This window comes from Streptomyces sp. NBC_01775, assembly GCF_035917675.1.
Classification (GTDB): Bacteria; Actinomycetota; Actinomycetes; order Streptomycetales; family Streptomycetaceae; genus Streptomyces.
The window spans coordinates 6,746,285-6,770,553 of the sequence record NZ_CP109104.1 but is presented as its reverse complement, the minus strand read 5'-3'; the positions used below and the strand labels follow the sequence as shown (position 1 = coordinate 6,770,553).

Below are 24,269 nucleotides of genomic sequence, written 5' to 3'. Positions count from 1 at the left end.
GTCCCGCCCCCGGGTGGCGGGTACCGGTGCGGGGACGGGGGCCGGCGGCGACCGGGAATTCCTGGGGCTCCGGAAGCATTCACGGGAATGTAGTTCAACAGTCAACCAATCTTTCGACCCCATCCGCAGGAGGACGGCGAGCACCATGACGGCCACCCCCATCCAGTTCGGGATCTTCAGCGTCGGTGACGTCACGGCCGACCCCACGACGGGGCGGACCCCGACGGAGCACGAGCGGATCAAGGCGATGCTGACCATCGCCCGCAAGGCCGAGGAGGTCGGGCTCGACGTCTTCGCCACCGGCGAGCACCACAACCCGCCGTTCGTGCCCTCCTCCCCCACGACGATGCTCGGCTACCTGGCAGCCCGCACCGAGCGGCTGCTCCTGTCGACCGCGACCACGTTGATCACCACCAACGACCCGGTCAAGATCGCCGAGGACTTCGCGATGCTCCAGCACATCGCGGACGGCCGCGTCGACCTGATGATGGGCCGCGGGAACACCGGCCCGGTCTATCCCTGGTTCGGCCAGGACATCCGGCAGGGCATCCCGCTGGCGATCGAGAACTACGCCCTGCTCCACAAGCTCTGGACCGAGGACGTGGTGGACTGGGAGGGCCGCTTCCGCACGCCCCTCCAGGGCTTCACCGCCACCCCGCGCCCGCTGGAGGGCGTCCCGCCGTTCGTCTGGCACGGCTCGATCCGCAGCCCGGAGATCGCCGAGCAGGCCGCCTACTACGGCGACGGCTTCTTCGCCAACCACATCTTCTGGCCCACCGGCCACTTCCAGCGGCTGATCAACCTCTACCGCGACCGCTTCGAGCACTACGGCCACGGCACCCGCGAGCAGGCCTTCGTCGGGCTCGGCGGCCAGGTGTTCATGCGGCCCAACTCCCAGGACGCCGTACGCGAGTTCCGGCCGTACTTCGACAACGCGCCGGTCTACGGGCACGGCCCCAGCCTGGAGGAGTTCACCGACCAGACGCCGCTGACCGTCGGCAGCCCCCAGGAGGTCATCGAGAAGACCCTGACCTTCCGCGAGTCCTTCGGCGACTACCAGCGCCAGCTCTTCCTCATGGACCACGCGGGCCTCCCCCTCAAGACCGTCCTGGAACAGCTGGACATGCTGGGCGAGGAGGTCGTGCCGGTACTGCGGAAGGAGATGGCCGCCGGGCGTCCCGCCGGGACGGCGGACGCGCCCACGCACGCGGCGCGGGTCGCCGCGCGCGACGCCGAGGCCGACGCCGAGCAGGAGGGAGCTGCCGTATGACGTCCGTGAAGCCCGTACGTCCCGCACGTCTGGCCGTCGTCTCGGCCGGACTGAGCGAGCCGTCGTCCACCCGGCTGCTGGCCGACCGCCTGACGGAGGCGACACGGGTCGCGCTGGCGGACCGGGACACCGAGGCCGGAGCCACCGGGGCCGACGAGGCCACCGGGGCCGACGGCGTCGAGGTAGAGGTCGTCGAACTGCGGGACGTGGCAAGGGAGATAGCCAATGCTTTCGTCACCGGCCTGACCGGTGACGAGTTGCGGAGGGGGGTGGGGAAGGTGACGGAGGCTGACGGGCTGATAGCCGTCACACCGGTCTTCTCCGCCTCCTACAGCGGCCTGTTCAAGTCCTTCTTCGATGTCGTGGGGATGACGGACAACGACGCGTTGACCGGCAAGCCGACCCTGCTCGGCGCGACCGGCGGCTCCCCGCGCCACTCGCTGGTACTGGAGCACGCGATGCGCCCGCTGTTCACCTACCTGCGCGCGGTGACGGTGCCCACGGCGGTCTACGCGGCGACCGACGACTGGGCGGCGCCCGATGACGGGCTCACCCCGTCCCTCCCCCGCCGGGTCGCCCGCGCGGGCGGGGAGCTGGCGGGGCTGGTCGCGCCCCGTGCGGACACCCGGGCCGCGCCCTCCGACAGCCTCGAAGTGCTGCCGTTCGAGCAGCAGTTGTCCGCGCTGCGGGTGGAGAGGCCGTAGCGGCACGCTCACGGGTTGGCCTCGCCGGCCACCGGAAGTCACCGGCAGCCGGCGAGGCCGACCTGCGAGCACCGCCGCTGCTACGCGCTGAGAATCTCCGTGTTCTGGCAGGCGGTCAAGCGCCACCGCCCCTCGTCCTTCGCCATGACATAGAGCGGGCTGCCCGGGTTCCCGTCCGGCCGGCCGTCGGACGTCCAGTACTGCGCGTGCGCCCGGACGGCGGCGACATCAGACCGGATGAACAGCACGTCCACCACCTCGTATGTGACGGTCGCGTCCGTCATCGCCCCGGGGAGCACCTGCCGCGTGAAGGCCGCGATCTCGTCCCGACCGGTGAGGCGCTTGCCATGCCCGGTCGTCCAGACCGCGTCGGCCCGGAACAGCCCGATGAATTCCTCGGGCAGCTCGTGCCGCTGGGAGTGCTCAAGCGTGACAACCACCTGCTTGATCGCCTCAATCTCGGCATCCTGCTCTTGTCCGTCGAGGACCGTTGTATTCATGCGGCAGAGCATCGAACTTAAACCGGACGTTAAGTCAAGCCCTGTCGGCGGGCGAGCGGACGCGCCCAAGGGCTCACGAACTGGCCTTCCGAATTGTGCGGTTACGTCAGCAGAGCCTCTGAAGAGTCACACGTTTATCGGCCATCAGGCACCCTGACGGGTGAATGCGGGCATATCGGTGTTTCTGGTGACCATCGGTGAGCCATTCTCTCTCTCGCAGGCAGCACTCACCAAGGTGCTCCATACAAGAGGGGTCCACATGCGGGTTCGTTCAACAGCTCTGCGTTGTCTCTCCGTCGCCGCCGTCACCGCTGCAGCCGTCGCGGGCGGGGTGTCCGCCGGAGCGCAGGCCGCCGAAGCACCGGCAGCCAAGGCGCCCACCGCCGCGCACAACAGGGTGGTGCAGATCAAGACCTTCGCCAACAAGTGTCTTGACGTAGAGGGCGCCAGCCACGCCGACCGGGCGCGGATCATTCAGTACCACTGCACCGGGGGCCGCAACCAGCGGTTCGAGCTGCGGCACTCCGGCGGCGGCACGTACGAGATCCGGACCTTCGCAGGCAAGTGCCTGGACGTGGAGGGCGCCAGCCACTCCGACCACGCACGGATCATCCAGTACCGCTGCCACAACGGCGCCAACCAGAAGTTCCGCATCGTGGGCGTGGGCCACGGCCAGGTAGCCATCAAGACCTTCGCGAACAAGTACTTCGACGTGGAAGGCGCCAGCCACGCCGACCGGGCGCGGGTCATCCAGTACCACTGGAACGGCGGCGCCAACCAGAAGTTCCGCCTGGTCTGAGCCTGACGGCTCCTGACCCTCACACTCGTGGCCCGGTGCTCCGCACCGGGCCACAGGTGCTGGTCCTCAGCCGCCCGCCTGATGACCAGCGGCAGGCGGGGCCACCCGGATCAGCAAGCGGCGCTCTTCACGCCGCCCACGAAGGCCGCCCACGCGGCCCGCGAGAACACGACCGGCGCCCGGCCGATGTCCTTACTGTCCCGCACCGGAACGGCCCCGCTTTCGCGCATGAGATCCGGGGCCCACTCGACGCAGTTGCCGCCTTGCCCGTCGCTGTAGCTGGACTTGACCCACTGCGCTTCGTTCATGATCTTCCTTCACGCTTTCGATGCATGCGACGGAATTATCTGGGCTCAGCGCACAGGCGCGCAAGCGATCAAAGATCTCCACAGCATCAGCAACGGCGTCCTGCGTGTCGTACGTCTGCCCGGCCTGCGGACCCTCCACATACACACGCGGTGCGCTATCCGGAATCTCCGAGATGGCAAAAGGGGTACTGATCGCCACCTCCGCTTCGCTGTAGGGAAGCACTTGGACCGTTAGCCGCGGGTGTCGCCTCATCTCCCGGACAATGTGGGCGAGTTGTCCCACCATCACCGGGGCCGAGCCGACTTGCACCCGTAGGCATGCCTCGTGCAGGACCACAGATGCCCGCGGCACTCCCCCGACTCCACACGGCTCACATAGCTCTGCGTGTAGCCGGTGGCGGAGGCGAACGCCGTCTGGGAGATGCGGCGGGCCTGTCTCACTCGCCGGACGTCCTCACCGAGGCTCGGCGGGATACTCATTCCTGCTGGCTGCTTGCGCTTTTCCACCACGCTGACCTGCCCTAACTAGCCCCGCTCGCGCGCAACTTGCTGACGCACCCATGAGCAATTCCGCGCATAGCGCGTCCTTGTAGCGCCGTCCGTGTTGTTCTGACCACAGTGAGTCACAAGTAACTGGCGACAGCGACAGGCGGGAACGATGGAGCGACGACTGGACGTCCCCGACAGGGAGGAGCCGGGCCCCGCGCGGCGGGCGGCCTGCGAGGACTGCGAGGCCTGCGAGGCCTGCGAGGCCTGCGACTGGTACCACGCGCAGATCAACCGCGCGGCGGGTGACCCGAAACCACGCGCCGACCTCGAAGCGCTCTTCGGCGCACATGTGCGCCACAAGCACGCGCCGGCCGCACCGAGCGCGCGCGGCTTCCGGAGCGTGTGACATGTGGACCGTGGGCGAGTGCGCCCAGGACAGGAAGACCGGGAAGACCGGCGTGGTCGTCCAGGTGACCGGACCCGCACCCTTCATCTACCGGATCGTGCTGAGCGGGGGCGCCGAACCCCCGATCATGATCTACCGCTACGCCGACCAACTGCGGCGCGTGCCGCCGCCGCCGTCGTCGTCGTCGTCGGCGGCGGCGGCGGCGGCGACGACGACGACGACGACGACAACAACAACGGGTGACCCCGTTCGAGACGCGTCAAGAACGGCTGCCTCGCCGTATGGAACGCGTCAGCGCTTGAGCCAGGAGCTGTCTCCTCCCGTCTACCAAGGTGCGCAACGCATCGGAAGCATGCAGGTCAACCGAGGGAAAAATGACGCACTACGTCTCCTACAGACGACACATGACGGCAGCCGGCTTCGAGGGATTCGGGCTCGTCCTGCAACGGGCCGGTACCGTCACGAAGTATCTCAAGGTCTACGAGTCCGGGGCGGGGACGAACGGGACCGTAGGAATGAAGAGGGTTGTCTACGAGGTCCAGCGCTATCTGAAGGTCCACTGCTTCCCGGCGTCCAGGGCCGGCGCACTCAGGTCCACCCCGGCCGGAGCAGGCGCAGTGGTGCGAGGCGTTTCCCATTACGCGACGAAGTTCACTCCCATAGGCGCCGGCACCTATTACCCCCCTCTGCCCACACACCGACGGCAGGTCAACTTCCCCGAGGCGGCGCCAGACCAAAAGGCTCCGCGGCCCACACCCGAATCGCCGCACCACGGCCTTCGGAATCCCCTTGCCCCGGCCAGCGGCACCGCGATGTCCTACGCGGCTGCGATGCGCCGCACGGAGCATGAGAATCAAGGGCTTGCACGAGACGAGGAAGAAAGAGTCAGCGCTTCCGCCAAGGGCCGTCGATATTCCCGGACGCCGGGTCATGAATACGGCAGGCGCCACGCACTCTGACGTCGCTGCTGAACCTCTGCACAACCATTCGCCGAGTCGGTGACGAACCGGCCGGGCGTGCGGTGGGCCATGCTGTGTTCATGGCCCACCGCGACCCGGAAGCCGACGTTCAGCGGCTCCTCTACGAACTCTGCGTCGACCTCGGTTTTTGTCTCCCGCCGCAGGAGCAACGCCGCCTGCGGGAGGCACCGCCCGCCGACGCGGACAGCTTCACCGATGCCGTCTTCGAGGCGGAAGGGATGGACCCTGGCCTGCCTGAGCATGAGCAGCTGCGACAGCGAGTGCGGGAAAGCGTCGACCGGCACATGCGCAGCTGGAGCGATCCGCTGAGCGCGGACAGGCCGGATGACGCACCCGGTGAAACGGAAGCCTGATCAGCCGGCCACCGCGTGCAGTACGAGAATCGCCAGGTCGTCCTCGGTCGGCTCCGGGCCGAAGTCGTGCGTGGCCTGGCGTACCCGTTCCGCGACTGCCGTGGCGCCCATGCCGACGCAGCCGGCGAGGATCTCCGCCAGGCCGTCGTCGTCGTCCAACAGCCTGTCTCCGTTGCGGCGTTCGGTCACCCCGTCGGTCACCGTCAGCAGCGACTGGCCCGGCTCCAGATCGAAGGTGTAGGCCGCGAATTCGGTGGCCTCGTCGATGCCGAGCAGCATCTGCGGCTCCACCACCGGCGCCACCGCGCCGGTGGTGGACAGCTTCAGCGGAGGCGGATGTCCGGCGCTGGCAACGGTGCAATGCGCTCCGCCCGAGCGCTCCTCGGGCTCCAGCTCTCCATAGACAAGGGTCAAGAAGCGCGGCTGGGCGCTCTCGCCGCCCACGGCCACGGCCTCGGCGGCCTCCTCGGCCATGGCGGCGTTCAGCTTGCCGAGCACGGATTCGACACCGTGGCCCTCCCGGGCGAGCAGCCGCACCAGGTGGCGGGTGAGCCCCGTGACGGACATCGCCTCGGGGTCCTTGCCCTGGACGTCACCGAGCAGGAAGGACCAGCGGCCGTGGCCCAGGGGGAAGAGGTCGTAGAAGTCGCCGCCGACGGTCTGGCCCATGGCGTGCGGCTCGTAGACGATCGCCGTCTCCACGCCCGGAAGGTTGGCGAGCGAGAGCGGCAGCTGCTTGCGCTGGAGCGCGCTGCTGATGCTGGTCTGACGGGTGTACTGGCGGGCCGTGACGATCGCCTGAGCCACCCGGCGCGCGACGTCCTCCGCCGTCCGGGCGACGGAGCCCGTCATCTCCGTCGGGCCGGATCTGCCGATCACCAGCGAGCCCAGACAGGTGCCGCCCGCGACCAGGGAGAAGGCCAGCGCCGAACCGCCTCCCTGGGGCTCTTCGGCGTTCCCGGGCCAGGGCCAGGGCCAGGGGATGCCGACGGTGCGCAGGCCCGCGGGCGGCGGATCCGGTTCGAGGGCCGAGCGCAGCGCGTCGACCTCCCGCTCGTCGGAGTGCCAGACGCGGGACAGTCGCATCCCGCCGAGCTCCGTGGTCAGCCAGACCGCGCACCAGTCGGCCAGCCGCGGCACCAGCAGCTGGCCGGCGAGCGCCGCGACCATGTCCTCATCCAGCTGCCCGGCGAGCAGCTCGCTGGCCTCGGCCAGGAAGGCGCCGCCGTGGTCGGTCCACTCGGCCGTGCGGCGCCGGGCCGCCTGCCCGGAGGCGGGGTGGATCTCCGCGGCGTCCAGCTCGCGGTGCATGCTCTCGGTGAGCGAGCCCGAGGGCCTGGGCACCATCTCGGAGACGGCGATGCGGAACCAGACGACCTTCTCGGTACGCCGGTAGGTCACGCCCCAGGACTCGGCCAGCGATCCGACCAGCTGGAGGCCGAGACCCCGCCCGCCGGGGCGGCGGCCGGACGAGTCGCCGCTCACCCGGCCGGTGGGCTGCGCGTCGGCCACCTCGACCAGGACGGCGACGATCTCCACCGGGCCGCCTTCGGCCACCCCCTCCCCGGCCGCACCGCCCTCAGCCACCTCACCCTCGGTCACCCCGCCGTCCCGCGTCGCCCCGCCGTCCCGCGTTGCCCCACCGTCGCGTGAGGCAGCGCCCCGCGGGGGTCTCGGCTGCGTCGTCTCCACGTCGCAGGCGACCTCGATCCGGGTTCCGGCGTGCACGAGCGCGTTGGTGACCAGTTCGCTGACGAGGAGCACCGCGTCCTCGCTCAGGCGCTGGATCAGCCGCCCCGGCGTCGTGCTGGAGCGGCCGTGCTTCTCGATCTCCGTGCGTAGGAGGGCACGCGCCGCGGAGGGCGCGAGCTGGCTCGGGGGGAGGGCCCTCCGCGACACGGGATCGCTCAGGCCGACGGACGGCAGTCGCACAAGCCGCTCCTGATTCGAATGACCAGCGCTACACCTTTTATATTAGGATAAATGTGTACATCCAGGATGCCGAGGATGGGATGCCATGGATGCTCAGGGCGAGTCTGTGCGCGAGCGGGATCTCCGTCCGCTGCTCGGAGCGATGCGGTCGCTGAGCGACGGGGATTTCTCGGCGCGCGCGGGGGCCGAGAGCCCGGGCGTACTCGGTGAGATCGCTGGAATGTTCAACCAGATAGCCGCCCGTAACGAACATCTGGCCGCCGAGCTGAAGCGGGTCCGCCGCGAGGTGGCCAAGAACGGGCGGCTGGACGAGCGGGTCTCGGCCAGCCCGGGCCAGGGCACCTGGTCCACCAGCGTCGATGAGACGAACCAGCTGATCGAGGCTCTCGCGACCCCGGTGACCAGGGCGACCCACGTGCTGGAATCGGTTGCCGACGGGGACTTGACCCAGCACGTGGAGGGAGCCGGGCCCCAGCAGCGGCCCCAAGGCGACCTCGGACGCCTGGACAGGGGACTGAGCCGTCTCGTGGGCCAGCTCTCCATGTTCACCGGAGAGGTCACGCGCGTCGCCCGGGAGGTCGGCACCGAGGGCAACCTCGGCGGACGAGCGGACGTGGGGGAGCTGTCCGGCGACTGGCAGCGGGTGACCGAAGCCATCAACACCATGGCGGAGCGGCTCACCGCTCAGGTGCGTGACATCGCGGGGGTGACGACCGCGGTCGCCAACGGAGACCTGACCCAGAAGGTCATGGTGGAGACCTCCGGTGAGCTGCTCGAGCTGAAGCTCACCGTGAACACGATGGTCGACCAGCTCTCCGCGTTCGCCGACGAGGTCACCCGCGTCACCCAGGAGGTCGGCACCGAGGGCAACCTCGGCGGACAGGCCGAAGTGCGAGGGCTGTCGGGCGTGTGGCGGGACCTGACCGACAACGTCAACCTCATGGCCTCCAACCTGACCTCGCAGGTCCGCAACATCGCCCAGGTCTCCACGGCCGTCGCCCAGGGCGATCTCAGCCAGAAGATCACCGTCGACGCGAAAGGCGAGATCCTCCAGCTGATGAGCACGGTCAACACGACGGTGGACCAGCTCTCCGCGTTCGCCGACGAGGTCACCCGCGTCGCCCGCGAGGTCGGCACCGAAGGCAACCTCGGCGGACAAGCACAGGTGCGAGGCGTGTCCGGCGTCTGGCGGGACCTGACCGACAACGTCAACCTCATGGCCTCCAACCTGACGTCACAGGTCCGCAGCATCGCCCAGGTCGCCACCGCGGTCGCCGGGGGCGACCTCAGCCAGAAGATCACCGTCGACGCGAAAGGCGAGATCCTCCAGCTGAAGACGACCCTCAACACGATGGTGGACCAGCTCTCGGGCTTCGCCGACGAGGTCACCCGCGTCGCCCGCGAGGTCGGCACCGAGGGCAACCTCGGCGGACAGGCACAGGTCCGGGACGTGTCGGGGGTGTGGAAGGACCTCACCGACAGCGTCAACTCCATGGCGCTGAACCTGACATCGCAGGTCCGCAGCATCGCCCATGTGACCACGGCCGTGGCCAACGGAGACCTCTCCAAGAAGATCGACGTCGACGCACGCGGCGAGATCCTCGAACTGAAGGACACCGTCAACACCATGGTCCGCCAGCTGCGCGCCTTCTCCGCCGAGGTCACCCGCGTCGCCCGCGAGGTCGGCACCGAGGGCAACCTCGGCGGCCGGGCCGAGGTCCACGGGGTGTCCGGCCTGTGGAAGGACCTCACCGACAACGTGAACTTCATGACGTCGAACCTCACTTCGCAGGTCCGCAACATCGCCCAGGTCGCCACCGCCGTGGCCAACGGAGACCTCTCCAAGAAGATCGACGTCGACGCACGCGGCGAATTCCTGGAGCTGAAGACCACCCTCAACACCATGGTCGACACCCTCTCCTCCTTCTCCTCGGAGGTCACCCGCGTCGCGCGTGAGGTCGGCAGCGAGGGGCAGCTCGGCGGACAGGCCCGCGTCGAGGGCGTCTTCGGCACCTGGAAAGGGCTGACAACCAGCGTCAATCAGCTCGCCCTGAACCTCACCACGCAGGTCCGGGCGATCGCCGAGGTCGCCAGCGCCGTCACCCAGGGCGACATGTCCCGCTCGATCCAGGTGGACGCGCGCGGCGAGGTCGCCGAGCTGAAGGACAACGTCAACGTGATGGTGGCCAACCTGCGCGAGACCACCCGCACCAAGGACTGGCTGGAGTCCAACCTGACCCGCATCGCCGGGCTGATGCAGGGCCAGCGCGATCTGGTGGAGGTCGCCGATTTGATCCTGCGGGAGCTGACGCCGCTGGTGAACGCGCAGGCCGGGGCGTTCTTCCTGGTCGGCACCGGAGAGGGGCCGGGCGAGGAGCTGGAGTACATCGCCGGCTACGGCACCAGCGGGCGCGAGGACCCCGGCGGACCCGACTCCCCGCTGCGCGGGCTGATACGCCAGGCGGTCACGGAGAAGAAGTCCATCCTCATCGACGACGCCCCGCCCGACTACGTCAGGGTGGAGTCCGGACTGGGCTCCGCGCCCGCGGCCCACATCCTCATCCTGCCGATCCTCTTCGAGAACCGGGCACTCGGCGTGATCGAGGTCGCCTCGTTCAGCAAGTTCAACGAGATCTATCTGACGTTCATCGACCAGTTCGTACACACCATCGGCGTCTCGATCAACACGATCCTGGCCAACGCCCGCACGGAGGAGCTGCTCTCGGAGTCCCAGCGGCTCACCTCCGAACTGCGCCAGCGCTCCGACGAACTACAGCGGACCAACGCCGAACTCGAGGAGAAGGCCGCGCTGCTGGCCACGTCGTCGCGGTACAAGTCGGAGTTCCTGGCGAACATGTCGCACGAGTTGCGCACCCCGCTGAACTCGCTGCTGATACTCGCGCGACTGCTCGCGGACAACCCCGACGGGCGGCTCTCCGAGCAGGAGGTGGATTTCGCGAGCACCATCTACCGCTCCGGTTCGGACCTGCTTCAGCTCATCAACGACATCCTCGACCTGTCGAAGGTCGAAGCCGGGAGGATGGACGTACGGGCCAAGAAACTGCCGCTGACGAAGCTGCTGGACTACGTCCACGCGACGTTCGAGCCGATGACCACCGACCGCGGGCTGACCTTCGAGATCGTGGTGGGCGAGAACGTGCCGCGCGAGCTGCACTCGGACGAGCAGCGCATCCAGCAGGTGCTGCGCAACCTGCTGTCCAACGCCGTGAAGTTCACCGAATCCGGCGGTGTGGAACTGCGCGTGGAGCGCGCCTCCGGCGCGGACTTCCGCGAGCCGACGCTGCGCGAGGCCGAAGCCGTTCTCGCCTTCTCCGTGAAGGACACCGGAAGCGGTATCCCGCCGGACAAGCTCTCGGCGATCTTCGAAGCGTTCCAGCAGTCCGACGGCACCACCAGCCGCAGATACGGTGGCACCGGCCTCGGGCTGTCCATCAGCCGCGAGATCGCCGGACTGCTCGGCGGCCGTATCGACGTCGAGAGCACGGAGGGCGTGGGCTCGCGGTTCACGCTCTTCATTCCGTCGGTCTACCCCGGCAGTGCCCCCTCCCCCACGCCGGTGCCCGCGACGGCGACGCCGGACGTGAACCTCCACGAGCGCGGGGCCGGCGTCACCCCCGAACCGGTTGCGCCCGCCGCGCTGCCGGAGGGCGAAGGGCCGGAGCCCACCGAACCCACCGCGGCTCCGCCTTCCCCCGCCCCCCGGGTCGAGACGGTCGCACCCGAGAGGCCATCACTTGCCGAGCCGCCCCAGCGGATCGAGGGACACGAGCGCGCCTGGCCCGAGACGACGCAGCTCAAGCAGTGGCTCGGCGGACCGCGGGGTGAGGTCCTGGCGGGCAGCAACGTGCTCATCGTGGACGACGACATCCGCAACGTCTTCGCCCTGACGCACGTGCTGAGCCGCGTCGGGATCACCGTGAAATACGCCGAGAACGGCCGCGAAGGTCTTGAGGTCCTGGACCGTTCACCCGAGGTCGCGCTGGTCCTGATGGACATCATGATGCCCGAGATGAACGGCTACGAGGCGATTCAGAGCATCCGGAACACGCCTCGGCTGGCGGAACTGCCCGTCATCGCGCTCACCGCCAAGGCGATGTCCGGCGACAGCGAGAAGGCGCTGGAGAGCGGCGCGGACGCGTACATCTCCAAGCCGGTGAACCTCGATGAACTGTTGCAGGCCATGTACGACCTGCTCAGCACGGGTGCCGACGGCGGCGATGACGGCAGCGGCACCGACGACAACAGCAACGGCGAGAGCGGGGCACCATGACCGCGCCGGCGTCGGACAGGTCGAGCATTCTGATCGTCGACGACATGCAGGAGAACCTCGTCGCCCTGCAAGCCGTGCTGGGGCCTCTGGACCAGCATCTGGTGACCGCGCGCTCGGGCGAGGAGGCCCTGAAGGCGATGCTCCGTCAGGACTTCGCGCTCGTACTGCTCGATGTCCTGATGCCCGGAATGGACGGGTTCGAGACGGCGGGCAACATCAAGCGTCTCGACCAGACCAAGGATGTCCCCATCATCCTGCTGACCGGCACCGACCTGGACCCGGACTACGCCTACCGCGGCTACGCCCTGGGGGCCGCCGACTTCCTCGCCAAGCCCATCGACCCCTGGGTGCTGCGCACGAAGGTCAACGTCTTCCTCGATCTGGACCGCAAGAAGCGTCAGCTCGCCGCCCAGCCCGGCACCGAGCAGCTCGCCCACATCACCGAGCAGCTCCTCCGGATCGAGACGATGCTGCGCGACCGCGACACCTCAGACAGCCCCGAACTCTCCGCCCGCGTCGCCGAGTTGGAGCGCTCGATCCGCCGGCTGGAGGCGGGCGGCGACACCGGCCCCCGAAGCGAGGGCTGAACACGCGGGCTGGATCCGCGCTGAATGCGCGGGCTGAAGACACGGACTGACGCGAACGCGAGCTCACAACGCAACCGCGGCCCGGTGTGTGGGGCACCGGGCCGCGGCTGGGTCAGCGGATCAACTCAGTCGATCGTGCTTACTTGACGACGTTCAGCAGCAGGTTCGGGGAACCCTCGCCGGGGCTGCCGACGACGTCCTTGGAGGCGCCGTCGGTCAGGGCCTTGGAGACCGCGTCCGGCTTGGCGTCCTTGTGCCCCGCCAGGTAGACCGCGGCGGCGCCCGCGACGTGCGGGGAGGCCATCGAGGTGCCGGAGATGGTGTCGGTGGCGTCGTCGCCGGTGTTCCACGCGCCGGTGATGTCCACGCCAGGGGCGTAGAGGTCGACGACCTTGCCGTAGTTGGAGAACTCCGCCTGCGCGTCCTTGTTGTCCGTCGCGCCGACGGTGATGGCCTCGGGAACCCGCGCGGGTGAGCTCTCCCCGGCGTCCGAGGACTCGTTGCCGGCCGCCACCGCGAAGGAGACTCCGGCCTTGATGGAGTTCTGGACGGCAGTGTCCAGCGCCTCATCCGCTCCGCCGCCGAGGGACATGTTGGCCACCGAGGGCGCCTTGGCGTTCTTGGTGACCCAGTCGATGCCCGCGACGACACCCTCGGTGGTGCCCGAGCCCTGGTCGTCCAGGACGCGGACGGCGACGATGTTGGCCTTCTTGGCCACGCCGTGCGCCTCGCCCGCCACGGTGCTGGCGACGTGGGTGCCGTGGCCGTTGCCGTCCGTGGCGTCGTCGTCACCGTCGACCGCGTCGAAGCCGCTCTTGGCGCGGTCGCCGAAGTCCTTGTGCGTGGTGCGGACGCCGGTGTCGATGATGTAGGCGTTGACACCCTCACCCGCGCTGTCGGGGTAGGTGTACTTCTTGTCGAGCTTCAGCTCGGGGGTGTCGATGCGGTCCAGGCCCCAGGAGGGGGGGTCGGCCTGCTCGCCGGTGGCCTTGTGCTTCTGGTTCGCGAAGACCTTGTCGACCGCCGGGTCGGCGGCCAGCTTCTTGGCCTCGTCCTCGGACATCTTCGCCGAGTATCCGTTGAGCGCCGCGGTGAAGGTCCGCTTCACCTTGCCGCCGTGCTCGGCGATGACGGACTTGCCCTTCGCCGAGTCCGACTTGGTGCTCAGGGCGGACTTCTTCATCGTGACGATGTAGCTGCCCTTGACGGCCTTCGCCGAGTCGGCTCCGACGACCTTGGCCTCGGGGGGCGCCGCTGTCGCGGGAAGCGCCGATACCGAGCCGATGGCCGCGGCGGCCACTGCCGCCGATATGCCGAGAGCGACCTTCTTGCGCGTAACTGCCATGGGGAGGGTTCTCCTCGTGTGGGGGGTGCGCCTGTGGGGTGCGCATTCGAAACGCTACGCGCATTGACGCGGCCGAGACAAGAGATCCAAGTGCCGGGCACAGACGGGGCATTCGGCCTATCAGGCAACATTCACGGCGGTTCGGGCGACCCTTCGGGCGTGCGGGAGTGGGGAGTTGGGGTGACCCAGCCGAGGCTCGCGGCGCGCATCCCCAACTGGAAGCGCGTGGTCGCCCCCAGGCGCTCCATCAGCCCGTGCAGCCGCCGCTGGAACGTGCGGTAGCTGATGCCGAGCTGACGGGCCATCACCTGGTCGGTCATGCCCGTCGTCAGCAGCGCCAGCAGCTTGGCCTCGTCGGGCCCTGGCCCGTCCGGGGCGCCGTCGCGGTGGCCCGACAGATACTCGGAGATCGGCAGCGCCCGGCTCCACAGCACCTCGAAGAACTCGCACAGCACCTCCAGCAGCCCGGAGGGGTGGACGACGACGCTACTGGCCAGCTCGTTCGGCGCCGCACGCAGGGGTATCAAAGCGATGCGGTCGTCCGCGATCAGCATCTTCGTCGGGGTGTCCACCATGACCCGGGCGTCCTCACCCAGTTCGGCGGCGGCCCCGATGTCGGTGTCGAGCCGGTGGAAGGTGGCCAGCCCGTCGGTGTCGTAGATGACGCGGTAGCCGACCCCGCGCTGCATCATCTGCGCCTGCACCGGCATCATGCCGGTCTTGGGATCCAGCCGGTCCGGGTCGCTGTTGGCATACGGGGGCCGGTCGATGCCCCGTATCTCCTGCCGTGCGCTGCGTTGGAGCTGGTCGACCTGGCGGATGACCGCGGCGCGCCCCGTGACGATCTCCACCAGGTCGAGGGGGTCGCGGCCCACCGCGTTCACCCGGAACCGGGCGGCCAGCAGCTGGATGTGGCGGCGCGTGCGGTGGATCTCCTCCTCGCGGGCGAGGAGGAGCGATTCGAAGGCGATTTCCGGCGCCACCGGCAGGTAGCGCTCCTCGCCGCCCCGGTCGGCGGCGAACCGGCCGACGAGGCTGAGGTTCTCCAGGGAGGAGAGCGCCGCACGGACCCGCGCGGCGCTCAGATCCACGGCGGAGCGCAGCTCGGTGACGGTGACGGCGCCGTCGACCAGCGCCTCGTAGATCTGCTGCTGGACAGGGTCAAGATCCAGGGCATCCAACATGCTGGGCATCCTGTGCACGGTGGCGAGTTCGCGTCAATGACCGATCGCCGCCAGCGCCAGGCCAAATATCAAGGAACCCTCCGTAATCCCCCACTACCCGACAAGGTGCCCCTGAGCTGGCCACCAGCGGAGCCGTACGGCGTACGGAGATACCGGTGGAGGGCCCGGCGCCTCTCATAACGTCAGGGCGACGATTACACTCGGGCGGTGTGGCTCAACTACGTCTCGCCCTGAATCAGATCGACTCCACCGTCGGCGACCTGGAAGGCAACGCCGCCTCGGTGCTCCAGTGGACCCGGCACTCCGTGGAGCAAGGCGCGCACCTGGTCGCGTTCCCGGAAATGATGCTGACCGGCTATCCGGTCGAGGATCTGGCGCTGCGCCGCTCGTTCGTCAAGGCGAGCCGGGCGGCGCTGCGGGAGCTGGCCGGGCGGCTGGCCGAGGAGGGCTTCGGCGACGTACCCGTCGTCGTCGGCTATCTCGACCGCTGCGAGCAGGCCCAGCCCCGCTACGGCCAGCCGGCGGGCGCCCCGCAGAACGCGGCTGCGGTGCTGCACGGCGGCGAGGTCGTGCTGACCTTCGCCAAGCACCACCTGCCCAACTACGGCGTGTTCGACGAGTTCCGCTACTTCGTCCCCGGCGACAGCATGCCCGTCGTGCGGGTGCGCGGCGTCGATGTGGCACTGGCCATCTGCGAGGACCTGTGGCAGGACGGCGGCCGGGTGCCGGCGGCGCGCAGCGCGGGCGCGGGGCTGCTGCTGTCGATCAACGCTTCGCCCTACGAGCGGGACAAGCACGACACCCGCCTGGAGCTGGTGCGCAAGCGGGCGCAGGAGGCGGGCTGCACCACCGCGTATCTCGCGATGATCGGCGGCCAGGACGAGCTGGTCTTCGACGGCGACTCGATCGTCGTCGACGCGGACGGCCGGGTCGTGGCCCGCGCGCCGCAGTTCGAGCAGGGGTGCGTCGTCCTCGACCTGGAGCTGCCCGAGGCACCCGCGGCCCCGCCCTCGGGCGTGGTGGACGACGGGCTGCGCATCGACCACTTCGTCGTCTCCGCCGAGCCGCTGCCCGCCTACGAGCCGGAGGTCACCGGCAGCGAGGCACCGCGCCTGGAGAACGACGAGGAGATCTACACCGCGCTGGTGGTGGGCCTGCGCGCCTACGCCGCCAAGAACGGCTTCCGCTCGGTACTGATCGGCCTGTCCGGCGGGATCGACTCGGCGCTGACGGCCGCCATCGCCTGCGACGCGGTGGGCGCGCAGAACGTGTACGGCATCTCGATGCCCTCGCGCTACTCCTCGGACCACTCCAAGGGCGACGCCGCCGAGCTGGCCGAGCGCACCGGCCTCAACCTCCGCACGGTCGCGATCGAGCCGATGTTCGCCGCGTACATGGACGCGCTGGGGCTCACGGGCGTGGCCGAGGAGAACCTCCAGTCGCGGCTGCGCGGCACGCTGCTGATGTCGGTGTCCAACCAGGAGGGCCACATCGTGCTGGCCCCGGGCAACAAGTCGGAGCTGGCTGTGGGGTACTCCACCCTCTACGGCGACTCGGTGGGCGCGTACGGCCCGATCAAGGACGTCTACAAGACGAACATCTTCCGCCTCGCCAGGTGGCGCAACCGCGCTGCCGAGGAGCGGGGCCACACCCCGCCGATCCCGGAGGCGTCCATCACCAAGCCCCCCAGCGCGGAGCTGCGCCCGGGTCAGGTGGACACGGACTCGCTGCCCGACTACGACGTGCTGGACCGCGTCCTGAAGCTCTATGTGGACGGCGACCAGGGCGCCGCCGAGATCATCGAGGCCGGCTTCGAGGCGGAGACGGTGCACCGGATCCTGCGGATGACCGACCGCGCCGAGTACAAGCGCCGCCAGTACCCGCCGGGCACGAAGATCTCCCCGAAGGGCTTCGGCAAGGACCGCCGCCTGCCGATCACGAACGTGTGGCGCGAGGGCTGACGTACGACGCGGGCTGACGCGTGGCGCGAGGGCTGAGCACCACGCCGAGGACCCCGGCAGCCGGGACGTAGCCGAAGTGCCGTGAGTCCACGGTGCGTTCGGCATCGCCCCGGACGACGACGCTGCCGGCGGGCACCCGGTCGCCGGGGCGTGCCGCGACCCGGTCGCGGACCTCGGCGGGCACGGGGTCGCCCGGCAGCGCTGTCACCCGCTTGACCAGCCAGCGCAGGTCCTCGGCGCCGCCCGTCCCGTTCGGATTGCGGAAGACGATCACGTCACCGGTGCGCAGGCGGGCCGTCTTCCTCAGCAGCAGCCGGGAGCCGTCGGCGAAGGTCGGGGCCATGCTGGAGCCGGTGACGCGGATCAGCAGCAGCTTGCGGCGAAGCAGCGCTCCGGCCGTCGCCGTCGCCGTCAGAAGCAGCGCTGAGGCGAGCGCCGTCGTGGAACTGCGCATCCCGTCTCCTCACCCCACCCGGGTGTCCTGGTAGCCCGCCGCCTGGAGGGTGAACAACGACGCGTACTGGCCTTCGGCGCCCATCAGCTCGTCGTGTGTGCCCGCCTCGGCGACCGCTCCGTCCGTCATGACGACGATCACGTCCGCGTCCCGCAGGGCGCTGAGCCGGTGCGAGATCAGCAGGCTCGTCCTGCCCTCCCGGTGCCGGCGCAGGGCCGCGTTGATCTCGTGCTCCGCCTGGGCGTCGAGGGCCGAACTTGGCTCGTCGAGGATCAGCAGGTCGGCGTCCGTGCGCAGCAGCGAGCGGGCCAGCGCGACCCGCTGCCACTGGCCGCCGGAGAGGGTGACGCCGGGCGACGCGTCGTAGTCGTCCACCTGCACCCGGCTCAGCAGCGTGCCGTACCCGTCGGGAAGGGAGCTCAGCTTCTCGTCGATGCCCGCCGCGCGCGCCACGGTCCGTACGGCGTCCCGGTCGTGGAGGCGGTCGAGGTCACCGACGCCGATGTTCTCCTGCGCCGTGAGGTCGTACGCCATGTAGTCCTGGAAGGTCACGCCGATGCGGCGGCGCAGCCTCGCGACGTCCAGGGTGCGGATGTCCGCGCCGTCCCACAGGATCGTCCCGCGCACGGGGTCGTAGAACCGGCACAGCAGCTTGACGAGCGTGCTCTTGCCCGCTCCGTTCCGCCCCACCAGGCCGACCGCCGTACCGGCTGTCAGGGTCAGGTTCACCCCGCGCAGCACCCAGGGGCCGGAGGGGTCGTAGCGGAACCACACGTCGCGCAGCTCGATGGTGTGGCGCAGCGCGGGGACGGGCTCGCCCCCGGAGCCGAGGTCGCTCCCGGAGCCGAGGTCGTCCGGGGTCTCCATCAGGTCGGTGTAGTGGCCGAAGAGGCGAATGCCCTCGACCGCCATACCGGCCTGCGTCACGATCCCGCCGAAGGTCGCCTGGATCCCGGCAGCCGCGGCGATGAAGAGGGTGACGTCGCCGACGGTGAACCGCCCGTGCGCGGCGCCGATCGCGACGACCACGGTCCCGAGTCCCGTCACGGCGGTGTTGAGCAGCGCGAAGCCGGACTGGACGAGCACGCCTCGGCGGGCGACGCGGAGTTCGGCGGAGGTCGCGTCGCCGAGGGCGGTGACCAGGCGGGTGTGCAGGAAGCCGCCGAGCCCGAACAGCCGGATCTCCTTGGCGGCGCGCGGGTCGGTGAGCAGGCCGCGGTAGAAGAGCCGGCGCCGGTACTTGCCGGAGACGATCTCCGAGACCTCCGCCTGGCGGCGGGCCTGGTGCAGCCGGGCGACGAACGCGGCGCCCCCGACCAGGAAGAGCAGTCCGACCATGGGCGGCCAGACGGCGAAGAGCACACCGGTGAAGCCGGTCACGGTGGCGACGGCCCGGACCGCGCTCTGGCTGAACATGGTGATGTTGTGCGGCGCGTCCTGCGACGCCTCCTGCGCGAGTCGCAGCCGGTCGTGGAACGCGGGACTCTCGAAGTGCCGCAGCCCGCGGAACTCGTTGACGCGGGCGAAGAGCCGGTCCTCGACGGTGACGACGAGGCGCTGCCGGACCACCTCGTCGAGGTATCCGGCCAGTTGCGTCAGTACGGCGGTGACCGCGCCGACCCCGGCGACGGCGAGCGCGAGAGCGGTGGCCCGGCCTGTGTCGGCGTCGCCGCCGTGGCCGATCTCGTCGAAGAGGAGCTTCCCGAACCAGGCGGCGAGCGCGGGCAGCAGCCCGGTGACCGCGGCCGTCCCGAACATCGCGGCGGCGCCCACCCGGGTGGCCTGGAACTGGAGCGCCAGGCAGGTGAGGGCGGCACGGAGCCGCAGCCGGGAGCGCGGGGGCGCGCCGGACGACGTCCCGGGCAGCCCTGACGACGCTTCGGGCAGCTCGGGCTCGGGCGGTGGCTGCTCATGCTCGGGTGGCGGCTGTTCCGGCTCGGGTGGTGGCTGCTCGGGCACCTTCGACACGGCTGTGGTCTTCCTCGCACGCTCGTGAGACCCGCTCGCGGGGAGCGCGCGGGGGGAAAGGAACGGGCTCTCGGGCGCCGCGGTGCGCCCGAGAGCCGTTCAGATCAACTGGACTGACGGAGCGTCAGCAGCGGTTGATGGTCTTGTCCGTGCAGTGGCCGTTGCAGTCGAGAGCGTACTTGTACCCGCTCTTGCAGCCGCAGTAGTTGCCGTGTTCCGGCACGCAAGCGCCCGCACGCTCCTCGCGCAGCACCATGCCGAGCAGCTTGTCGCTGAGCTTAGCGATCATGGGAGTTCCCCTTTCCCTGTCGCCTTGGATCTCAAGGCAGCGGAACGTTACGACGATCGATCTCTGTTGCGCTAGGGGGAATTGAGGTTGAAAGTTACAAGATTTTTTCTTGTTCCCTGAAGTGCCCTCGTGGGGTTAGATTGCCGATCGACATCGAACACACATGGGGGATGCCGTGGGCTATGTCCTGCTGGCCTGCCGCCTGTTGACCGGCGGCGTGTTCGCGGTCTCCGCCGTGAGCAAGCTGCGGTCGCGGGCCGCCTTCCGGGAGTTCGAGCGGGCGGCCAGAGAGCTGGGCGCACCCGCCGGCTCCCCCCGTCCGGCGGCGCTGGCCGTGGTCGCCGCCGAGGTGCTGGTGCCCCTCGGGCTCCTCGCACCGCCCGGCGGTCTGTCCGGTTTCATCCTCGCGGCCGGTCTGCTCGCCGTACTCAGCGCGGCACTCGTGCGGGCACTGCGGCGGAACGTCGCGACCGCGTGCGCCTGCTTCGGCTCGTCGTCGGCCCCGATCGGCCCGCGCCACCTGGTACGCAACGGGGCGCTGCTGGCCGTGGCGGCGCTGGGCGCGGGCCTCTCCGTGGCCGGGCCCGCGCTGCCCACGCACCCGGGCGGGCTCGCGCTCGCCGCCTTCGCGGCGCTGATCGGCGTGTTGCTGGTCGTCGGCACCGACGAGCTCGCAGCGCTGTTCGCGGACCCCGCGCCATCCGCCACCAGAGCCCCCGCAACCCCCAGAGCCACCAGGAGCCCCGATGCCGTTTCTGATCGCCGCCGTCGTGATTCTGGCGGCGCTGTGCCTGCTGAACCTGCTGCTCACCTTCGGCGTCGTCCGCAAGCTCCGGACCATGCGCGCTGACCCGCTCACCGGAGACGACCCGGGGCTCATGCTGCCGAACGGCTCCACGCTGCCGGACTTCACGGCGGAGAGCCTCGACGGCGAGACGGTCACCGGCGAGACCCTGCACAACGGGCTGATCGCGTTCCTCTCCACCACCTGCCCGGCCTGCAAGGAGCAGCTCCCCCATTACCTGAAGATCGCCGAGCAGCACCGGGCGCTCGGCAGGACGGTCGTCACCTTCGTCCACGGGGACGCGGCCGAGGCGCGTGCGATGGCCGAGCCCCTGCGGGAGGTGACCCACGTGGTGGTGGAGGACCCGGACGAGGGCCCCACCCGGGCGGCGTTCCAGGTGGAGGGCTATCCGGTGTTCGGCCTCGTCGATGCGGCGGGGACCGTGACCACGAGCAACATCAACCCCAGGAAGCTCCCCCTTCCGGCACCGGTCCCGGCCGGAGCGGCCGGCTAGTGCCGTGACCGGCAATGTTTGCCCGTCAAGGAGCGTCGTCCGGTACGTGCGATCGCAAGGCGGCCGGAAGCCCTTGATCGGCGTCTCCCCTGCTCTGGGGGCACCTCCCGACCGAAGGGCCGGGGGAGAAGCTGAGAGCTTGGGGAAGGAGCCACCAGGGCTTTTGGCCAACGCCGCTGGGGGCACCCCCTGCTCGGAGAGCTTGGGGGAGGCCGTGCCGGGCGGCGCGACGGGGAAAAGCTTGCCGGGAGGGGCACCAGCCACATACGCGAGCGCCCCGCCCTGACCGCTGTCGCGGCCGGGGCGGGGCGCCGCACGAGGGGCGGGACCCGGTCGGGTCAGGCGCCCGAGTGGACCTCTGCGGGGGCTTCGGCGCCTCGGGCCACCACCCGGGACTCCCCCCGGGCCATGGCACCGGCGGTCACCGCGATGCCCAGGCCCGCCAGGGCCAGCACCGCGCCGACCAGCGTGGGGGACATCCAGCCCCAGCCGGCGGCGATCACGACGCCGCCGAGCCACGCGCCGCCCGCGTTGGCGAGGTTGAACGCGGAGTGGTTGGAAGCCGAGGCGAGCGTCGGCGCCTTGGAGGCCGCGCGCATCACCAGCATCTGGACCGGTGTGGTGATCAGGAAGCCGACGGCTCCCAGCAGCCCCACCAGCACCAGCGCCGCCCACTTCACGGGTGCGGCGAAGTGGAAGACGACCATGAGCACGGCCATCCCGCCCAGCGCCGCGTACAGCGTCCGCCGCGGGGCGCGGTCGGTCAGCGGGCCCGCGACCAGCGTGCCCAGCGTCATGCCGATACCGAAGAGGGCGAGAACCCAGGTCACGGAGGTCTCGGCGAGTCCGGTGACCTCCGTCATCATCGACGCGAGGTAGCTGTAGACGGCGAAGACACCGCCGAAGCCGAAGACGGCGGTCAGCAGCCCGAGGACCACCTGGCGGTTGCCCAGGGCGCGCAGCTCGTGACGGACGCCGCCCTGGTGCTCCAGCGGGAGGCGGGGCACCAGCAGGGCGAGCGCGGTCATGGCGACCAGGCCGATGAGGGAGACGACCACGAAGGTGGCGCGCCAGCCGAGCTGCTGGCCCAGCGCGGTGCCGCCGGGGACACCGACGATGTTGGCGACGGTCAGCCCCAGGAACATCGTCGCCACAGCGCGGGCCGAGCGGCCCTCCCGTACGAGCCGGGCGGCGACCACCGCGCCGACCCCGAAGAACGCGCCGTGCGGCAGCCCCGCCAGCACGCGTCCGGCGAGCAGTGTGCCGAACCCGGGCGCGAGGGCCGAGGCAAGGTTGCCGACGGTGAAGACGCCCATCAACAGCAGCAGCATCGTCTTGCGCGGAATGCGGGCGCCGAACGCGGTGAGCAGCGGAGCGCCGAGGACGACACCGAGGGCGTACGCGGAGACGAGGTATCCGGCGGTCGGGACGGACGTGCCGAGATCGTCGGCGACGTTCGGCAGCAGGCCCATCATCACGAACTCAGTGGTGCCGATACCGAAGGCGCCCACGGCGAGTGCGAGCAGAGCCAGAGGCATGCGGAGAGACCTTTCGGACGCGTGCGGAAGCATGACGGAGTGCGGTGCTGAAACGAAATGCGGTACTGAACGGGCGGAACGGCAGGCGCGAGCGCGCCCGCGCTCAGCGCGGGGCAGGGCTGCGAGGACTGAGAAGGGGTGGAGGGCGACACTGCCCGTATGTTTTGCCGTAGAACAAAGTCTCGCAGCCAGATGTTCCAGGGCGCAAAACGAGGCGTTACCGGTCAGCGAACCCCCGGAGAGATCCGCTGAGCTCCGGCACGACCCGCCGGGGTCCGCCCAGGCCCGCGGGCTCTCCGGGGTCCGTCGAGGCCCGCCGGGGCCCGGGGCGCGTCACCGACACGGTGTGTACGGGCCCTCACAACGCGCGCGCACCCGCGTCGGCCGCGCTCAGTCCGTGAGGTTCACCTGCGCGGCGACCGGCAGGTGGTCGCTGCCCGTGGAGGGCAGGGTCCAGGCGGAGACGGGGGTGGCGCCCTTGACCATGATCTGGTCGATGCGGGCCATCGGGAACGAGGCGGGCCAGCTGAAGCCGAAGCCACTGCCCGCGGCACCCTGCGCCGAGCGCATCTGGGAGGTGATGGGGGCGAGGGCGCGGTCGTTCATGGTGCCGTTGAGGTCGCCGAGCAGGACCGCCCTGTCGGCCTTGTCCTTCTCTATGGCATCGCCGAGCGCCTGCGCGCTGCCGTCCCGCTGCCCGGCGGTGAAGCCCGCCCTGAACTGGACCCGGACGGAGGGCAGATGTGCCGCGTAGACGGCGATCTCGCCCTTGGGGGTCTCGACGGTGGCCCGCATGGCGCGCGGCCAGCCCATCTTGATGTCGACGGGGCGGATGTCCTTCATCGGGTACTTGCTCCACAGCCCGACCGTGCCGAGCAGCTTGTGGTGCGGGTGCGAGGAGGCCAGCCCCTTGCGGTAGGTCCCGGCCTGCTGCCCGGTGACCTCCTCCAGCGCGATGATGCCGGCGCCCGAGTGCGCGAGGGAGCGCGCGGTGCCCGTGGGGTCCGGGTTGTCCGCGTTGACGTTGTGGGTGAGGACGGTGATGTCACCGCCGGAGCCCGACTTGTCGTTGATCGACCCGCCGAACAGGTTCACCCACACCAGTGCCGGCAGCAGCAGCGCGAGCAGCGCCACGGGGGCGCGGCGCAGCAGGGCGAGACCCAGGAGGCCGATGATCAGCAGCCCGCCCCAGGGCAGGAACGTCTCCCACAGCGAGCCGACGTTCCCGATGGAGTTGGGGACCTCGGAGTGCAGGATGAAAGCCAGCCCGAGCAGGAGGGCGAGGACGGCGAGCACCCAGCCACGGCGCCACATCTCCCGGCCGCCCCAGCGGGAGCCGCCCGGGCGTCGGGTGCGGCCCGCGTACCGTGACAGAAATCCCGGCTTGCCGCCGTCGTCCACGGTGTGTGTGGCCTCCGCCGTATGCGCGCGCGCCATCGCCGTCCTCACTCGCCTGTACTGGTGACCGTTGCTGTCTGATCCGGTGTCCGATGAACGTTAGGGGATACCGGTTCTTATGCAGTTAAACCCTTCGGTCCAACTGTGGCTTTCGCCCTGAGCTGAGGGACGTGTACGGCAGCGCGGCGGGTTCCACACCCTTACCGCCTGTGACA

Annotated in this window: 20 protein-coding genes and 2 pseudogenes; 10 read left to right on the top strand and 12 right to left on the bottom strand. The window is 69.9% G+C overall.

Annotated elements, in window-relative coordinates; all coding sequences use genetic code 11:
- Window positions 1-160: 160 nt before the first annotated feature.
- Both OHB04_RS30165 and OHB04_RS30160 read left to right on the top strand, forming a co-directional pair.
- Window positions 161-1,270 carry an LLM class flavin-dependent oxidoreductase gene (locus OHB04_RS30165; RefSeq protein ID WP_326692986.1) on the top strand — a complete coding sequence of 370 codons (1,110 nt, stop codon included), beginning with the start codon at window positions 161-163 and terminating at the stop codon, window positions 1,268-1,270.
- Entirely contained in the window at window positions 1,267-1,974 is a 708-nt protein-coding gene (locus tag OHB04_RS30160; RefSeq protein WP_326690785.1) for an FMN reductase, read from the top strand. The genes OHB04_RS30165 and OHB04_RS30160 overlap by 4 nt, the downstream gene beginning before the upstream one ends.
- Before the next feature lie 80 nt (window positions 1,975-2,054).
- Here OHB04_RS30160 and OHB04_RS30155 read toward each other — a convergent pair whose 3' ends face one another.
- Window positions 2,055-2,474 carry an SgcJ/EcaC family oxidoreductase gene (locus OHB04_RS30155; RefSeq protein ID WP_326690784.1) on the bottom strand — a complete coding sequence of 140 codons (420 nt, stop codon included), beginning with the start codon at window positions 2,472-2,474 and terminating at the stop codon, window positions 2,055-2,057.
- 259 nt (window positions 2,475-2,733) lie between these two features.
- Between OHB04_RS30155 and OHB04_RS30150 the strand changes: the two genes are divergently transcribed.
- Entirely contained in the window at window positions 2,734-3,273 is a 540-nt protein-coding gene (locus OHB04_RS30150) for an RICIN domain-containing protein (protein WP_326690783.1), read from the top strand.
- A 110-nt stretch (window positions 3,274-3,383) separates the two neighbouring features.
- On the opposite strand, the gene OHB04_RS30145 is transcribed toward OHB04_RS30150, so the two are convergent.
- The 3 genes and pseudogenes from OHB04_RS30145 to OHB04_RS41970 form a co-directional block, all read right to left on the bottom strand.
- A complete protein-coding gene (locus OHB04_RS30145) occupies window positions 3,384-3,581 on the bottom strand; it encodes a DUF397 domain-containing protein (protein ID WP_326808692.1) in 198 nt (65 codons plus the stop codon).
- A 28-nt stretch (window positions 3,582-3,609) separates the two neighbouring features.
- A pseudogene (locus OHB04_RS30140) lies at window positions 3,610-3,978 on the bottom strand (Scr1 family TA system antitoxin-like transcriptional regulator); the annotation flags it as partial.
- A pseudogene (locus OHB04_RS41970) lies at window positions 3,945-4,061 on the bottom strand (helix-turn-helix domain-containing protein); the annotation flags it as partial. The pseudogenes OHB04_RS41970 and OHB04_RS30140, both read right to left, overlap by 34 nt.
- A 178-nt stretch (window positions 4,062-4,239) precedes the next feature.
- Between OHB04_RS41970 and OHB04_RS30130 the strand changes: the two are divergent.
- The gene (locus OHB04_RS30130; protein WP_326808690.1) at window positions 4,240-4,476 is read left to right on the top strand and encodes a hypothetical protein; all 237 of its coding nucleotides are present in this window, start codon (window positions 4,240-4,242) and stop codon (window positions 4,474-4,476) included.
- Window positions 4,477-5,515: 1,039 nt separating this feature from the next.
- Window positions 5,516-5,809: a hypothetical protein gene (locus OHB04_RS30125; RefSeq protein ID WP_326690778.1), complete on the top strand. Its 294-nt coding sequence runs from the start codon at window positions 5,516-5,518 to the stop codon at window positions 5,807-5,809.
- Here OHB04_RS30125 and OHB04_RS30120 read toward each other — a convergent pair whose 3' ends face one another.
- Window positions 5,810-7,741 (bottom strand): SpoIIE family protein phosphatase, encoded by a 1,932-nt coding sequence (locus tag OHB04_RS30120; RefSeq protein ID WP_326808689.1) that lies wholly within the window; start codon window positions 7,739-7,741, stop codon window positions 5,810-5,812.
- An 85-nt stretch (window positions 7,742-7,826) separates the two neighbouring features.
- On the opposite strand from OHB04_RS30120, the gene OHB04_RS30115 reads away from it, so the two are divergent.
- The gene (locus OHB04_RS30115) at window positions 7,827-12,032 is read left to right on the top strand and encodes a HAMP domain-containing protein (RefSeq protein WP_326808688.1); all 4,206 of its coding nucleotides are present in this window, start codon (window positions 7,827-7,829) and stop codon (window positions 12,030-12,032) included.
- The gene (locus OHB04_RS30110; protein WP_326690775.1) at window positions 12,029-12,619 is read left to right on the top strand and encodes a response regulator; all 591 of its coding nucleotides are present in this window, start codon (window positions 12,029-12,031) and stop codon (window positions 12,617-12,619) included. Before OHB04_RS30115 ends, OHB04_RS30110 begins: the two co-directional genes overlap by 4 nt.
- Window positions 12,620-12,758: 139 nt before the next feature.
- Here OHB04_RS30110 and OHB04_RS30105 read toward each other — a convergent pair whose 3' ends face one another.
- Window positions 12,759-13,964, bottom strand: coding sequence for a S8 family peptidase (locus OHB04_RS30105; protein WP_326690774.1), 1,206 nt, complete (start codon window positions 13,962-13,964; stop codon window positions 12,759-12,761).
- 131 nt (window positions 13,965-14,095) lie between these two features.
- Entirely contained in the window at window positions 14,096-15,157 is a 1,062-nt protein-coding gene (locus OHB04_RS30100) for a helix-turn-helix transcriptional regulator (RefSeq protein WP_326690773.1), read from the bottom strand.
- Window positions 15,158-15,357: 200 nt separating this feature from the next.
- On the opposite strand from OHB04_RS30100, the gene OHB04_RS30095 reads away from it, so the two are divergent.
- Window positions 15,358-17,109, top strand: coding sequence for an NAD+ synthase (locus tag OHB04_RS30095; protein ID WP_326808687.1), 1,752 nt, complete (start codon window positions 15,358-15,360; stop codon window positions 17,107-17,109).
- On the opposite strand, the gene OHB04_RS30090 is transcribed toward OHB04_RS30095, so the two are convergent.
- The 3 genes from OHB04_RS30090 to OHB04_RS30080 form a co-directional block, all read right to left on the bottom strand.
- Window positions 17,084-17,563, bottom strand: coding sequence for a S26 family signal peptidase (locus tag OHB04_RS30090; RefSeq protein WP_326690771.1), 480 nt, complete (start codon window positions 17,561-17,563; stop codon window positions 17,084-17,086). The genes OHB04_RS30095 and OHB04_RS30090 overlap by 26 nt on opposite strands.
- Window positions 17,564-17,572: 9 nt before the next feature.
- A complete protein-coding gene (locus OHB04_RS30085) occupies window positions 17,573-19,531 on the bottom strand; it encodes an ABC transporter ATP-binding protein (protein WP_326808686.1) in 1,959 nt (652 codons plus the stop codon).
- A 124-nt stretch (window positions 19,532-19,655) separates the two neighbouring features.
- Entirely contained in the window at window positions 19,656-19,820 is a 165-nt protein-coding gene (locus tag OHB04_RS30080; protein WP_326690769.1) for a hypothetical protein, read from the bottom strand.
- 163 nt (window positions 19,821-19,983) lie between these two features.
- Between OHB04_RS30080 and OHB04_RS30075 the strand changes: the two genes are divergently transcribed.
- The gene (locus OHB04_RS30075) at window positions 19,984-20,670 is read left to right on the top strand and encodes a MauE/DoxX family redox-associated membrane protein (protein WP_326690768.1); all 687 of its coding nucleotides are present in this window, start codon (window positions 19,984-19,986) and stop codon (window positions 20,668-20,670) included.
- Window positions 20,660-21,118, top strand: a complete 459-nt coding sequence (locus OHB04_RS30070) for a TlpA family protein disulfide reductase (RefSeq protein WP_326690767.1) — start codon at window positions 20,660-20,662, stop codon at window positions 21,116-21,118. Before OHB04_RS30075 ends, OHB04_RS30070 begins: the two co-directional genes overlap by 11 nt.
- Window positions 21,119-21,456: 338 nt before the next feature.
- Here OHB04_RS30070 and OHB04_RS30065 read toward each other — a convergent pair whose 3' ends face one another.
- Window positions 21,457-22,656, bottom strand: a complete 1,200-nt coding sequence (locus OHB04_RS30065) for an MFS transporter (protein ID WP_326808685.1) — start codon at window positions 22,654-22,656, stop codon at window positions 21,457-21,459.
- Window positions 22,657-23,046: 390 nt separating this feature from the next.
- The gene (locus tag OHB04_RS30060; RefSeq protein WP_405807313.1) at window positions 23,047-23,970 is read right to left on the bottom strand and encodes an endonuclease/exonuclease/phosphatase family protein; all 924 of its coding nucleotides are present in this window, start codon (window positions 23,968-23,970) and stop codon (window positions 23,047-23,049) included.
- Window positions 23,971-24,269 lie beyond the last annotated feature (299 nt).

Excerpts from the sequence above, each read along its gene's own strand:
- OHB04_RS30160 (WP_326690785.1), top strand. The coding sequence starts at position 1,267 with ATGACGTCCGTGAAGCCCGTACGTCCCGCACGTCTGGCCGTCGTCTCG.
- OHB04_RS30155 (WP_326690784.1), bottom strand. The coding sequence starts at position 2,474 with ATGAATACAACGGTCCTCGACGGACAAGAGCAGGATGCCGAGATTGAG.
- OHB04_RS30150 (WP_326690783.1), top strand. The coding sequence starts at position 2,734 with ATGCGGGTTCGTTCAACAGCTCTGCGTTGTCTCTCCGTCGCCGCCGTC.
- OHB04_RS30145 (WP_326808692.1), bottom strand. The coding sequence starts at position 3,581 with ATGAACGAAGCGCAGTGGGTCAAGTCCAGCTACAGCGACGGGCAAGGC.
- OHB04_RS30130 (WP_326808690.1), top strand. The coding sequence starts at position 4,240 with ATGGAGCGACGACTGGACGTCCCCGACAGGGAGGAGCCGGGCCCCGCG.
- OHB04_RS30125 (WP_326690778.1), top strand. The coding sequence starts at position 5,516 with ATGGCCCACCGCGACCCGGAAGCCGACGTTCAGCGGCTCCTCTACGAA.
- OHB04_RS30115 (WP_326808688.1), top strand. The coding sequence starts at position 7,827 with ATGGATGCTCAGGGCGAGTCTGTGCGCGAGCGGGATCTCCGTCCGCTG.
- OHB04_RS30110 (WP_326690775.1), top strand. The coding sequence starts at position 12,029 with ATGACCGCGCCGGCGTCGGACAGGTCGAGCATTCTGATCGTCGACGAC.
- OHB04_RS30105 (WP_326690774.1), bottom strand. The coding sequence starts at position 13,964 with ATGGCAGTTACGCGCAAGAAGGTCGCTCTCGGCATATCGGCGGCAGTG.
- OHB04_RS30100 (WP_326690773.1), bottom strand. The coding sequence starts at position 15,157 with ATGCCCAGCATGTTGGATGCCCTGGATCTTGACCCTGTCCAGCAGCAG.
- OHB04_RS30090 (WP_326690771.1), bottom strand. The coding sequence starts at position 17,563 with ATGCGCAGTTCCACGACGGCGCTCGCCTCAGCGCTGCTTCTGACGGCG.
- OHB04_RS30080 (WP_326690769.1), bottom strand. The coding sequence starts at position 19,820 with ATGATCGCTAAGCTCAGCGACAAGCTGCTCGGCATGGTGCTGCGCGAG.
- OHB04_RS30075 (WP_326690768.1), top strand. The coding sequence starts at position 19,984 with ATGGGGGATGCCGTGGGCTATGTCCTGCTGGCCTGCCGCCTGTTGACC.
- OHB04_RS30070 (WP_326690767.1), top strand. The coding sequence starts at position 20,660 with ATGCGCGCTGACCCGCTCACCGGAGACGACCCGGGGCTCATGCTGCCG.
- OHB04_RS30065 (WP_326808685.1), bottom strand. The coding sequence starts at position 22,656 with ATGCCTCTGGCTCTGCTCGCACTCGCCGTGGGCGCCTTCGGTATCGGC.
- OHB04_RS30060 (WP_405807313.1), bottom strand. The coding sequence starts at position 23,970 with ATGTGGCGCCGTGGCTGGGTGCTCGCCGTCCTCGCCCTCCTGCTCGGG.